This is a genomic window from Nocardia puris, from assembly GCF_036051655.1.
Taxonomy (GTDB): domain Bacteria; phylum Actinomycetota; class Actinomycetes; order Mycobacteriales; family Mycobacteriaceae; genus Nocardia; species Nocardia puris.
In genome coordinates this window covers 162,773-175,533 of sequence record NZ_CP107943.1, presented here as the reverse complement: position 1 = coordinate 175,533, position 12,761 = coordinate 162,773, and the positions used below count along the sequence as shown (strand labels likewise).

Sequence of the window (12,761 nt, the reverse complement as noted above, 5' to 3'; positions counted from 1 at the left end):
TCACGGTCACCTTGCCGTCCGTCAGTCGGCTACGCAGATCGCGCTGTCGAAGACCCTTTGGGCGGTGGCGGTGATGGCGGGGTCCTCGGGGCGCAGATTGGCGATGACGGTGACCGCGCGGCCGGTCGGCGTGACGCCGTTGAAGGTACGGAAACCGGGCACGGAACCGCCGTGACCCCAGACTTCCAGCTCGCACGGGACCGGGAGACGGGACAAGCCCAGACCATACGCGTAGCCGGGACGGTTGGTCAGCGGGCGAGGGTCGGCGCGCATGTCGGCGAGTTGGTTCGGCGCCACCAGGCTTCCGGTCAGCAAGGCGGTGAAGAATCGGTTGGTCTCGGATCCGGTGGAGATCAGTGCGCCCGCGCTGCCGGCCCAAGACGGGTCGAAATGTGTCAGGTCGAGGGGTCTTCCACCGACCTGTTCGTAGCCTTGTGGATGCGGGCTGCGGATTCCAGTATCACCGGCGGCGGGGAAGTACGTTTCGCGCAACCCCAGCGGGTCGGTGATGCGGCGAGCGACCTCGTCGGCGATCGTATGGCCGGTCACGCGCTCCACCAGCAAGCCGACTACGAGGTAGTTGGTGTTGGTGTACTCCGCTCGGTCGCCCGGCCGGAAACGCGCGGGCATGGCCATGGCGCGGCGGACCAAGTCGGCGGTATCGAAGTATCTGGTCAGCAGGTCATCCGAATCACCCTGGAGCTCCGGCAATTCGAGATACTCCGGCAAACCGCTGGTGTGTTGCATGAGGTTTCGCACGGTGATGCGATCGCCTTCGATACCCTCGCCCTCGACGACGCCGGGCAGATAGCGCGCGATGGGTGCATCCAGCTCCACCGAGCCCTCCGCCACGAGTTGCAGCACGACAGCGGCGACGAACGCCTTGGTGTTGCTGCCGATTCGTACGTGCGCGTCCGCGGGAAACGGGGCCGCTGTGGCGAGGTCGCCGACTCCTGCGCTCGTGCTCCACTCCCGCCCCTGCTGTGTGACGACGATCTGAACCCCCGGGATTCCGGCTTCTACCGCGGCGTCCAGCACCTGCCGCACCGCCGCGCGCGCGGTGTCCGACAGCGGCCCGCGAGATGGCGATGCCGGACTCGCATCACAGGCCACCGCCCCGCCTGCCAAGCCGATGACCGCGATGAGCGGCATGATGCGACGAAACGCCATAGATGCCATGAACTCTTCTCCACTGTCGTCAACACGAGACTCCCCGGTCGCCCGGTCGAGCGGGGATATCGGACGCGGGCCCGCAGTCTCCATCGACCGAACGGTAATTCGCCGGACGGCCGCTGGGCATCGCCCGCGAGACGCACACCGGATCATTCGCCAGATGTAGCCCCGGTCAGGGAAAACCCGCGCTGAGCGGCCCGTCCGCCGTACCCGCACCCCTTCGGTCGCTCCCGGCGGCAGATCTGCCGACCACGGCCGATGTGACCGAACGGCACCGTGCCGGTCCCGGTGATCCGCGACATGGTCCGCTCCCACGAGCCATTCTGTTGCGGGTGATCAGGTGTGCAGGTCGCGACGGTGGTGGCCGATCAGCCCGAGGATCGTCAGCGCCGCGGCGACGGCGGTCAAGGACAGGGTGGCGATCCACTCCGGCGCATCGTCGGGCACGGCCGCCAAGTGCGCGAACGGGGTGACCGCCCGCGCCCAGGCGGGCGCGTCGATGCTGTGAGCGAGGACGTCGTAGAGGAAGCCGCCGACTACGGGCAGCGCGCCGACGGCGGCGGCGGCTCTCGGGTACCAGCCGTACGCGGCGGTCGCGGCACCGAGTCCGAGCCAGGCGACCGGGGCGGTGTTGAGTGCGCCGGCGAGCGCGTCACCCGACGTCAGCGAAGTCCCGGCCACTCCTGCCCCCACCCACATGCTCAGTGCCGCGGTCAGCAGAAGCGCGACGACGCCGATGGCGGTGACCAGGAGCTCGGCGCCGACGACGTGCGGACGGCCCACAGGCAGCGAGTAGACAGTCGTCCAGCGGCGCGCCTTCTCGTCGTCGGCCAGGACGGCCACGCGAGTGACCGCGTAGAGGCCTACGGCGACGGCGAGAAGACCGAACATCGCCGCGGCGAGCCCGGTGGCTGAGTCCAGCCCGGCGAATCCAGCGTCGGCGGCGAGTTCGGCGAAGCGCGGGTTCTCGCCCAGGAAGGTCACGATCGAGGCGATGAGCACGCCGACCAGGCCGAAGTACACTGCGACCCCGATCGCCCACGCGGTGGTGGGTGCGAGGGCGCGGCGCAGCGCGAATCCGGTGAGTGAGCCGAGTAGACGCGTCCTGGGCGGCCGGGTGCCGGACAGTGCGATCACGCCGCCGCCGAGATCGCGCCGCCGGGCGATGAACATGGCCGCGGCCGCGGCCGCGATACCCGCGACGATCAGCAGGACCACGGGTGCGTACCGATTCCCCGCGTAGGGTGCCGAGAGCGCGTGGAGCCCGAAGGGCGACAGCCACCCGGCCCACGCCGCGGCGGGAATCCCGTCGGCGAGCATCCGGACGAGCAAGCTCGTGCCCACGACGGCGGCGAGGGCGGTGACGGCCGCGGTGCGGGCGGCGAACAGCTGCGCGGCGAGCAGTCCGAGCGCGGCGAAAGTGAGGGCGGTGCCGAACATCCCGGCCGCATGGATAAGGGCGCCGGTGGCGTCGGTGCCGGCCGCGACGAGCGCCGTGGCGACGGCGATCGCGATCACCGACGCGGCGATGGTCAGGGTGATCAGACACGCGCGGACGAGATCGGTGAGGCGTACCCGGCCACCGGCCAGCAGTTCCCAGCGCCCGGCCGCTTCCTCACCGCGGCTGATCCTGGTGCCTACGAGCAGTGCCCAGACCGCGACCAGCACGAGTAGTGGCGTACCGGTGCGCCAGACGGTGAACCCGCCGGGGTCGTCCAGGGCCAGCGGTGCGCCGAACAGGGTGCGGATCGCCGGGTTGTCGGCCAGCGCCCGGATCGAGTTCTGATCCAGCGCTTCGGCGAAGGTGGTTCGATACTGGGCCGCGACGAGCGCCGACATTCCCGCGGCGACGACCGTGACCAGCGACGTGCTCACCCAAACTTGCCGCATGCACGCGCCGATCACCGCCCGAACCGGATCGCCGAGCCGTGCCGAGGCGGTCATGGGCGCGCCTGACCGTAGTAGCCGAGAAAGATCTCTTCCAGCCCCGGTTCACGCAGCGACAGGGCGGTGACCTCGGTGTCGGCGAGTGCGCGCAGCATAGGCGCCGGTGGTCCGTGGAGGGTGAACCGCAGCCGGTCCTCATCGAGCTGTTCCACGTCCTGTACGCCGTGCGAGTCCGCCAGTCGCGGCGCGCTGCCGCGGTAGGTGACCTCAACGACGGTGCGGCGCAGTTCACGCAGTTCGGGCAGCCCCGCGATCTCCACCAGCCGCCCGCTCCGCAGGATCGCGACGCGGTCGCACACCGCTTCGACCTCGGCGAGCTGATGGGAGCTGAGGAACACGGTCTGACCGCGGTCGCGGGCTTCGCTCAGGCAGTGCCGGAACTCCCGCTCCATCAGCGGGTCGAGGCCGCTGGTGGGCTCGTCCAGCACCAGCAGCGGCGCGCGGGTGGCGAACGCCGCCACGAGGGCGACCTTCTGCCGGTTCCCGGTGGAGTAGGCGTGGCCGGGCTTGTCCACGTCGAGGGCGAACCGATCGATCAGCTGGTCCCGATACCGGACGTCGACATCCGGGCCGACCCGGGCGAGCAGCTCCAGGGTTTCGGCGCCGGTGAGCCGCGGCCACAGCGCGACATCGGCGGGCACGTACGCGAGCAGCCGGTGCGCCATACGGACGTCTCCGGCGTCCACGCCGAACACACGGACCGCGCCTCGGTCCGGGCGGATGAGCCCCAGCACCACCCGGAGCGTGGTCGACTTACCCGCGCCGTTGGGGCCGAGGAAGCCGAACACCTCACCCGGTCGCACCCGGAAGGTGACGTCGTCCAGCGCGACAGTCCGGCCGAAGCGTTTGCTCACGTGCTCGACGCTGACGGCGTCGGCCGATGTGGTCTTGCTCGGATCGATGGCCACGGCGGTCCTTTCGATGGAAGGTGACGTCGGACGAGGTGGCGTGGTGCGCGTCCGCTCGGCCGAGCGGACAGGCTGGTTCGACGGGCTACTTCATGTCCAGGTCTCGTCGGCCGAACCCGGCGCGACCCGCCGCCGCGGCGGCCGCGGCGAGCGCCGTCAGGGTCAGCGGCCCCTGCCACCGCATCGGCTCCATCGGCAGCCGCGCGACGTGCTCGAGCGGCGAGAGGCCGGACACCCAGGCGGGCAGGTCCATGATCGGTCCGAAGAACCCGAGAATCATGCCGAAGCCGAGCAGCGCCCACGTCACTCCGATGCCCGCCGGGGCGACACCGTAGAGCAGCGCGGCCACACCCGCGATCAGCAGGACGGCGGGCGCGTACACCACATGGGCCGCGATGGCCTCCCACAGGTAGTCCGCGTCGCCGACCGACAGCGCGATGCTCGAGCCCAGTACCGCACCGGTGACCAGCAGGAGTGTGACGACTCCGGCGGCGGTGACCAGGAGATGGGAGGTGAACCAGCTCCGGCGGGAGACCGCGGTGGCCAGTACCGGCTCGGCTCGCCCCTTCGTCTCCTCGGTGCGTAGGCCCTGTACGGCGAGAATCGCGAAGACGGCAACCAGCAGAGCGTCGAACAGCGCCATGGTGCCGACGTATCCGTCGAGCATTCGGCTCGCGTCCCCGCCCATGACGGCGACGACTTCCTCGGGCAGATCGTCGAACGAGTCGACGACGGCGTCGCCGATGCCGCCGTAGAGCGCGCCGCCGGCGGCCAGCGCGGCTCCCCATCCGAACAAGCTGGCACGCTGCAACCGGAAGGCCAGCGCGACAGGGGAATTCAGCCACCGCGCCGCAGTCGGCGACCCGGGCCGCGGGGGCACCAGACCCGCGCCCAGATCGCGCCTGCGCGACAGGGCGTACGCCAGCGCCGCAGCGCCGAGGGCGAGCGCCACCGACAATGCCAGTGGCCACCAGCGCCCGTCGGCATAGGCGCGCGTCTGCTGCGACCAGGCCAGCGGCGACAACCACGACAGAGCACTGCCGCCTTCGCGCAGTGCGTCACCGGCGGCGCGGATCACGTAGGCGCCCCCGAGCGCCGCTCCCGCCAAACCGGCTGCCGCGCGCGAGTATTCGGTGATCTGCACGGTGACGGCGGTGATGGCCGCGAACACCAGTCCCACCGCGCCGACGCCGGCGCCGAAGAGCAGGGCGTCCGCGCCCGACGCGCCGGTGAGTGGGAAGACCGCCGCGATCGCAAGGGCCAGCAGCGCGTTCGCGAGCGCCGCGACCAGCAGGGCGGCGGTGAGCTGGGCGTGGCGACCGACGACGTCGGCGCGCACCAGTTCGGCCCGGCCGCTCTGTTCCTCCACGCGCGTGTGCCGCGAGACCAGCAGGATGTTCATGAGGGCGGCGAGCAGCAGGAAGTACAGCCCGTAGATGCCGACGATCACGGATTCCACGCTGGGATCGGACAGACCGTAGCCGGGCCCGGAAACCAATGCTCCGACCACGCCCTGGCCGAACCGACCGACCGCGCGCAAGTCCTCGTCGGTGCGGTAGATCTGGGGAAGTGCCGCGGCGTAGTACAAGCCCATGAACGCGATGCCGGCGATCCACGCGGGCAGCTTCACGCGGTCGCGGCGCAGCGCGAACCGGACGAGCACGACCGTGCCGGTCAGCGCTTCCTCCTCGGTGGGGAGCCTGCGCCGTGCCGCGCCGGGTGCGAAGGTGGTGGTCATTTGCCCGCTCCGTTGCCACTCGCGGCGAGTTCGTCACCGTAGTGGCGCAGCATGAGTTCCTCGAGAGTCGGGGGATGGCTGGTCAGCGACCGGATGCCGGCCGCACCGAGTCGTGCGATCGCCTCGTCGAGCGCGGCGCCGTCGACGTCGAAGCGGATACGGTCGTCCTCCGTCACGACGCCGTACACCCCCGCGAGTGCGTCCAGGTTCTCCACCGGGCGCGCGGTGACCGCCTCGACGGAGGTGCGGGTGAGATGCCGCATCTCGGCGAGGGTTCCCGACTGCACCGTGCGCCCGCGCCGGATGATGCTGACCCGGTCGGCGAGCTTCTCGACCTGGGCGAGAATGTGGCTGGACAGCAGAACCGTGGCACCGGCGGTCTTCAACTCGTGCACCACGTCCTGGAACACCACCTCCATCAACGGGTCGAGGCCCGCGGTAGGTTCGTCGAGCAGATACAGCTCGACCTCGGCAGAGAGCGCGGCGATCAGCGCCACCTTCTGCCGATTGCCCTTGGAGTAGGTGCGGCCCTTCTTGGTGGGGTCGAGGTCGAAGCGCTCGATCAGCTCCTCGCGTCGCGCCGCGTTCTGCCCGCCGCGCAGCCTGCCGAACAGGTCGATCGCCTCACCGCCGGTGAGGTTCGGCCAGAGCTCGACGTCTCCGGGAACGTACGCCAGCTTGCGGTGCAGTGCGACCGCGTCCGCCCACGGGTCGCCGCCGAGTAAGTTCACCGATCCGGAGGTCGGCCGCAACAGGCCGAGCAGGGTGCGGATGGTCGTGGTCTTGCCCGCCCCGTTGGGGCCGAGGAAGCCGTGCACTTCGCCACGAGCGACGTCGAGATCGAGTCCGTCGAGGGCCACCGTCGAACCAAAGGACTTGTGCAATCCGGAGATTGCGATCGCGGTATCCATGAGAGTCAACGCTACAGTCTTTTCACGAATTTGTGAACTATCTGAACTGTATGATGTACCTGCACGCATCGGTGGATCGGGACGGAGGCGCAAGCGTGGACCAGCAGGAGGAGGCCGTCCTCCGCTTCGTGGAGCAGTTCGCGCTGCTGCTCACCGAATCGGGCATGCCGCGGATGTCCGCCCGGGTGTTCGCGTACGTCCTGGCTGATGACGCCGACCGCTACACCGCGCAGGAGCTGGCCACGGGGCTGCGGGTCAGCGCCGCCGCCATTTCGGGTGCGGTACGCCACCTGGTGCAGATCGGTTTGCTGGGTCGCGAGCGTGAGCCTGGCGCGCGCACCGACACCTACCGCGTGTACGACGACGACGTCTGGTACGCCATCACCATGCACCGCCAAGAGGCGCTCGATCGTTCGATCCGTTTCTTGAGCGACGGGGTGGAACTTCTCGACCACGCGCGACCGGGTGGCCAGCGGGTACGCGAGACGCTGGAGTACTACCGTTTCATGCGGGCGGAGGTCCCCGACGCGATGCGCCGCTGGCAACGGCGGCGCGCGGAACTGTTCACTGACACACCCGGTTGACGAAAGGCGCTGGCATGGCGGACGACACGGGCTCACCTACCTCCGACGACCGGGTGCGGTTCATCGAGAAACTGGCCCTCGGTCTGGCCGAGATGGGGTGGCCGCGCACGCCGGCGCGGGTCTTCGCCGCCATGATCGTCGCCGACAGCGGCCGGCTCACCGCGGCGGAGCTGGCCGAGACGCTGTCGATCAGCCCGGCCGCGGTCTCGGGTGCGGTGCGCTACCTCGACCAGGTCGGCATCGTCGCCAGGGAACGCGTCCCCGGGCAGCGCCGGGACAGCTACCGCCTGTACGACGACCTCTGGTACGCCAGCTTCGTCAAACGAGACCGCCTGATGAAGATGTGGGCGGAAACCGCCTCGGAGGGCATCGGACTCGTGGGCGCGGACACCGATGCGGGGCACCGGCTGGCCGACATGCGCGACTTCTTCGAATTCTTCGCCGCCGAGTTGCCCGTCATGTTCGATCGATGGCACGCCCAGCGGCCCAGTCGCGATCGGTGACACCGGCGTTCGTCGCCGGGGCGGTTTCCTTACGCCATCCTTACGCGCGAAAGCGTCAGTGTTGCGGTAGCGTCGCCTCCGGTGTGCCGGGAAGCCTGGTCGGCGAGGTTCTGCGCGAGAACGAACAACCGAGACCGATCGAGGGAGGTGCGCGTGCGCCACGGCGGTATCGCCCGGGCCTGGGGGCCACGGTACGACGGGGTCCACGCGGGATCGGCCGAACCACCTCTCGGCAGCCGTGTCTCGGCGCCCTGAGTCCGGACCCGGGACGACGGCCCCGGACCTCACCGCCGGGCAGGGGCTGCTGCGAATCCCGGATGCCCAAGTCAATCCGGTGCGCGCCATCGTGCGCAGACTCGGTTACGCGCTCGCCGCGCTGGGCCTCGCGACCCTCGCCGTCTACCTCGACCGCGACGGTTACACCGACCACGACGACCACGTGTCCCTGCTGGACGCGGCCTACTACTCGACCGTGTCGCTGTCGACCACCGGCTACGGGGAGATCGCGCCGTTCACCCCGCGAGCGCGACTCGTCAACGTCCTCGTCGTCACCCCGTTGCGCCTGTTCTTCGTGATTGTGCTGGTGGGCACCACTTTGGTCGCCCTGACCGAGAACTCGCGCGCGGCGTATCGAATCCACCGGTGGCGCGGGAGGATTCGCGATCACACCGTCATCGCGGGTTTCGGAACGAAAGGCCGGGCCGCCGCCGATGCCATCATGCTCGACGGTGCCGACCCCTCGCGAATCGTGGTCGTCGACCCCGACCCCGATGCCGTGGAACGGGCGACCGCGCGCGGATTGATCGCGATCCACGGCTCCGCGGCGGCCATCGAAGTGCTGCGTCTCGCGGGCGCCGACACCGCTCGCAGTCTGATCGTTTGCCCCGATCGCGACGACACCGCCTTGCTGATCACGTTGACGGCGCGGCAATTGACCGTCACCGCGCGGCTGGTGTCGGTGGTGCGCCACGCGGAGAGCGCCCGTCACTTGCGACGGGCCGGCGCCGACGCCGTGGTAGTGGGTTCCGAAACCGCGGGTCGCCTGCTGGGGGTGGCGATATCCAACCCGCACGCGGTCCAGATCATCGAGGACCTGCTGACGCCCGCCTCCGGGCTCGCTCTGGGAGGCAGGCCTGTCGAACCGGGCGAAATCGGCGATTCGGTGGACAATTCGGACGACACAGTCCTCGGCGTCGTCCGTGCCGAGCGTTTGCTGAGGGTGGGTTCGCATGAGATCGGGCCCCTGCGAGCCGGTGATCGACTCCTGGTCGTCCAATACGCCGATACCTCGCGCGCGACCGGCGAACGCGGAGTATGACGTCGCCGGGCCGGGGCGCGCCCACCCGGTGGCAGCGGCGCGGGTGCTCTCCGGCGCCGGACACACTGTGAAGCCGAGCGGGGGCCGCGTACGCCGTCGTGACGTGGAGCACAACTGACCATCCGGTTTGCGCATCGACCGATGTATACGGCATCTTTACAGGCGGAGCGCCGGGAAGTCTGGTCGGCAACCCGACCCGAGACGGGCCCGGGTAGGACTGGCGAAAGGTTGTTCATGGCCATCACGGGCGCATCTCGCGCGTTGTCCGCCGAACCCACGACTCGACGCCTCGCATGAATCGACCTACTTCTCGCCCACGTCTCTTCGCGCCGGGCTCCTGGCCCGAAGCGCAGCGCGTCGCCGCGATCCTGCGCACCGAGACCGTCGGTGGCGCGCTGCTGATCGTCGCCGCCGCCGTCGCCTTGATCTGGGCGAATACGCCGTGGTCGGCCGCCTATGACACGATCCGCGACATCCGCGTGGGACCCGAGAGCCTGCACCTGGACCTCACGCTGGGCACCTGGGCCGCGGACGGCTTGCTGGCCATCTTCTTCTTCGTCGTCGGGCTCGAGCTCAAACGCGAGTTCGTGGCGGGCGATCTGCGCGATCCCCAGCGCGCGGCGCTGCCGATCGCGGCCGCGGTCGGCGGCATGATCGTCCCGGCTCTCATCTTCGTCGCGATCAACCTGCCCTCCGAAGGGGACGCGCTGTCCGGGTGGGCCGTGCCCACCGCGACCGATATCGCCTTCGCGCTGGCGCTTCTCGCCGTTCTCGGTTCGCACCTCCCCGCCGCGCTGCGGACGTTCCTGCTGACCCTGGCGGTGGTGGACGACTTGCTCGCCGTCACCGTCATCGCGGTCTTCTACACCGACGACCTGAACACCACCTATCTGGCGCTGGCCGTGCTGCCCCTGGCCGCGTTCGCGGTCGCCGTGCAACGTCGTATCTCCAGCCCGTGGCTGCTGATACCGTTGGCGGCGCTCACGTGGTTCCTCGTCCATGAGTCCGGTGTTCACGCGACGGTGGCCGGGGTGTTGCTGGGATTCACCGTGCCGGTCCTCGCCCGCGACGGCGGGGAGGGCACGGACCAGCACCACGGCTTGGCCGAGCGCTTCGAACACCTCATCCGCCCGTTCTCCGCGGGCGTCGCCGTTCCGGTGTTCGCGTTCTTCGCCGCCGGCGTCACCATCGGCGGTGCCGACGCGTTCGTCACGGCGCTCGGCGACCGCATCACCCTGGGCATCATCGCGGGTCTGGTGCTCGGCAAGGCCATCGGCATCACCCTCACGACCTACCTCGCCGCCAAACTCACCCGGGCTGAACTGGACGACGACCTCGCCTGGGTCGACATCATCGGCATCGCGTTGCTCGGCGGCATCGGGTTCACCGTCTCCTTCCTCATCGGCGCGCTCGCTTACGATGACCCGACCCGCGGCGACTACACCCGAATCGGCGTTCTCATCGGCACCCTCACCGCCGCGGCCTTGGCCGCCGTCGTCCTCACCAGTCGCAACCGCACGTACCGCCGCATCACCGAGCGTCAATCTCGCGACGACGACCACGACGGCATCCCCGACGTGTACCAGAAGCCCTGAGCGGGTTCGTCTCTCGTTGCACTGCGCCGGGATGGCGCCGGCGTGTGCTTCGGTGTCGAAGTGCTCCGGATCGGCGACGCCGCCGGTATCCTTGCCGCGGTGTCGCGTGCCGGTCCGATCGGATGATCCGACCGAGTTCGTGATGTCCGGGCGACTCCTTTCCGGGTCGCCACTGCTGTCCCATGCACCGCCCCGTTCATCGCCCGACCGAGGAGGACATCAGCATGAGTACCGGCGGACCCACCCTGGCATCCGAATACGCGACCCTGTCGCCCTTGCAGGTACGGATCGACGCCCACCGCGAACACAGCGAGCGCCCGGACGACCCGGTGTCGGCGGTGCTGGGTGCGTTGGCGCTGAAGGGATCCGAGGCGCTGGCCGATATCGGCTGCGGTGACGGACGATTCCTCGCCGACCTGCGCGAGCGGGGGCACCGGGGGCGGCTGGTCGGCCTCGACAGCTCCGCCGCGATGGTGACGGCCACCGCGCAGCTGCCCGACGTGCGGGCTGTGCTCGGCGAGGCCGAGGCGCTGCCGTTCGATGACGCCGAGTTCGACGCCACCACCGCCCGCCACATGCTCTACCACGTCCCCGACCCGCAGCGCGCCCTGCGCGAGCTGCGCCGCGTCACCCGGCCGGGCGGCCGCGTGGTGGTGGTCGTGAACCACGCCGGAACCTGCGCCCGCACAAGGCAACTCGTCCTCGACCGGGCGGCCGAACACGGCATCTCGCCCACCCCGGGCCTGCTCAACGCCGTCGACTCGACCACCCTGCCCGACATGATGGGCGAGGTGTTCACCGACCTGCACATCCGCCGCTACGACAACGCCCTCGTCTTCCACACCCCCGACCCCCTCCTCCGCTTCGCCGAAGCCCTCTTCTCCTTCTGCGGCATCACCCCCGACCACCCCCACCGCAGCGCCATCCTCGCCGCCCTCACCACCGACATCCACACCTGGTTCACCACACACCCTGGTCAACCCTGGCGCGACCCCAAGGGGTATACGGTGGCTACGGCGACCGTCGAATAGCCTTCCCCAGCAGGGGAATTCGACTGCATCGAGGCCACTGGACCCGGTGGCTTCCTCGGGGCGCCAACACCTCGTCCGCCGCGCGCCCGGCCTGATCGCGGCCTCGGCGTCCCTCCGTGAGCACAGCGGCCGCCGCGGGCGGGGCGGGCGCGCTACCCGCGGGCACGCTGACGCCACTGCTGAACACCTTGCAGGCCAAGCGAATTGTCGCGGCGGACGTGCCCCTGTCCACACATCCCGACAGCAAGAACAAGCGTTATCGAATAGCGGACTCCTACCTCAGATTCTGGCTGGCCTTTCTGGCACGCGGGATTCCGCTCGTCGAACGTGGTCGCGGGGATGTGGCGCTGGAGCGGATCGAGCGGTCCTGGACATCGTGGCGCGGCCGCGCGGTGGAGCCGGTGATCAGGGAATCCCTGCTCCGCCTCCTGCCCGACGCCCGCTGGCCGGAGACCGAAGCGGTGGGCGGCTGGTGGAACCGGCAGAACAATCCGGAGATCGATCTGGTGGGTGCCGACCGCGAACCCGTCGCCGGCTCAGTGCATTTCGTCGGATCGATCAAGTGGCTGGAGGACCGGCCCTTCGATCGCCATGACTACGACGCCCTGACCCGCGGCGTACTCTCGGTGCCCGGCACGCGGTACGAGACACCGCTGGTGGTGGTCTCGCGCTCCGGGGTGGAGGAGGGCCTGCCGATCGCCGCGCACTGGGGGCCAGAGGACCTGCTCCGCGCTTGGCCGTGAACCCGATCGAAAAGTCTTGTGCTGTAGTCGTTTACGCGCGGACGCGGGGTCCGAGTTTTGCTCAGGTCGGGCAGCCGACGGCCGAGGAAGACCCGGTCGTCAGGGCGGCGACGAGCCCGGCGAGCAGCCCCGCGGCGCATTCGGCGGAGTAGGTGGCGAGGTCGGTGGCGGCGGGGGTCACCGGCACCGCCGGTTCGGCCGCGGCCGTGGGCGCGGCGGTGAGCACCGCCCCGATCACGAGTGCCCCGGCGGCGATCGCTCGGATCCTGGTCATCGGCTCGCTCCCTCTGTCGGTCCCTGCGCGCTATCC

The 12,761-nt window shown here is 69.9% G+C and carries 12 protein-coding genes; 6 read left to right on the top strand and 6 right to left on the bottom strand.

Annotated elements, in window-relative coordinates; translation table 11 throughout:
- Nucleotides 1–21 precede the first annotated feature (21 nt).
- The 5 genes from OHB21_RS00740 to OHB21_RS00720 all read right to left on the bottom strand — a co-directional run bounded on the left by OHB21_RS00740 (nucleotide 22) and on the right by OHB21_RS00720 (nucleotide 6,677).
- Nucleotides 22–1,179, bottom strand: coding sequence for a serine hydrolase domain-containing protein (locus OHB21_RS00740; protein ID WP_195125719.1), 1,158 nt, complete (start codon nucleotides 1,177–1,179; stop codon nucleotides 22–24).
- Nucleotides 1,180–1,509: 330 nt separating this feature from the next.
- Nucleotides 1,510–3,117, bottom strand: a complete 1,608-nt coding sequence (locus tag OHB21_RS00735) for a polyketide antibiotic transporter (RefSeq protein WP_067508598.1) — start codon at nucleotides 3,115–3,117, stop codon at nucleotides 1,510–1,512.
- Nucleotides 3,114–4,028: an ABC transporter ATP-binding protein gene (locus tag OHB21_RS00730; protein ID WP_232331732.1), complete on the bottom strand. Its 915-nt coding sequence runs from the start codon at nucleotides 4,026–4,028 to the stop codon at nucleotides 3,114–3,116. Before OHB21_RS00730 ends, OHB21_RS00735 begins: the two co-directional genes overlap by 4 nt.
- Nucleotides 4,029–4,113: 85 nt before the next feature.
- Nucleotides 4,114–5,766, bottom strand: coding sequence for an ABC transporter permease (locus OHB21_RS00725; RefSeq protein ID WP_067508596.1), 1,653 nt, complete (start codon nucleotides 5,764–5,766; stop codon nucleotides 4,114–4,116).
- Entirely contained in the window at nucleotides 5,763–6,677 is a 915-nt protein-coding gene (locus OHB21_RS00720; RefSeq protein ID WP_067508594.1) for an ABC transporter ATP-binding protein, read from the bottom strand. The genes OHB21_RS00725 and OHB21_RS00720 overlap by 4 nt, the downstream gene beginning before the upstream one ends.
- Nucleotides 6,678–6,709: 32 nt before the next feature.
- Here OHB21_RS00720 and OHB21_RS00715 point away from each other — a divergent pair, with 32 nt between their 5' ends.
- The 6 genes from OHB21_RS00715 (at nucleotide 6,710) to OHB21_RS00690 (ending at nucleotide 12,451) form a co-directional block, all read left to right on the top strand.
- Nucleotides 6,710–7,261, top strand: a complete 552-nt coding sequence (locus OHB21_RS00715; RefSeq protein WP_328437023.1) for a GbsR/MarR family transcriptional regulator — start codon at nucleotides 6,710–6,712, stop codon at nucleotides 7,259–7,261.
- Nucleotides 7,262–7,275: 14 nt separating this feature from the next.
- Entirely contained in the window at nucleotides 7,276–7,764 is a 489-nt protein-coding gene (locus OHB21_RS00710) for a GbsR/MarR family transcriptional regulator (protein WP_067508592.1), read from the top strand.
- A gap of 238 nt (nucleotides 7,765–8,002) precedes the next feature.
- Nucleotides 8,003–9,082, top strand: a complete 1,080-nt coding sequence (locus OHB21_RS00705) for a potassium channel family protein (protein ID WP_067508589.1) — start codon at nucleotides 8,003–8,005, stop codon at nucleotides 9,080–9,082.
- A 293-nt stretch (nucleotides 9,083–9,375) separates the two neighbouring features.
- On the top strand, nucleotides 9,376–10,677 hold the full coding sequence (nhaA, locus tag OHB21_RS00700; protein WP_195125674.1) for a Na+/H+ antiporter NhaA: 1,302 nt from the start codon (nucleotides 9,376–9,378) through the stop codon (nucleotides 10,675–10,677).
- 224 nt (nucleotides 10,678–10,901) lie between these two features.
- Entirely contained in the window at nucleotides 10,902–11,708 is an 807-nt protein-coding gene (locus tag OHB21_RS00695; RefSeq protein ID WP_195125675.1) for a class I SAM-dependent methyltransferase, read from the top strand.
- 116 nt (nucleotides 11,709–11,824) lie between these two features.
- Nucleotides 11,825–12,451 (top strand): DUF234 domain-containing protein, encoded by a 627-nt coding sequence (locus OHB21_RS00690; protein ID WP_195125676.1) that lies wholly within the window; start codon nucleotides 11,825–11,827, stop codon nucleotides 12,449–12,451.
- Nucleotides 12,452–12,512: 61 nt separating this feature from the next.
- On the opposite strand, the gene OHB21_RS00685 is transcribed toward OHB21_RS00690, so the two are convergent.
- A complete protein-coding gene (locus OHB21_RS00685) occupies nucleotides 12,513–12,725 on the bottom strand; it encodes a hypothetical protein (RefSeq protein ID WP_067508583.1) in 213 nt (70 codons plus the stop codon).
- Nucleotides 12,726–12,761: the final 36 nt, after the last annotated feature.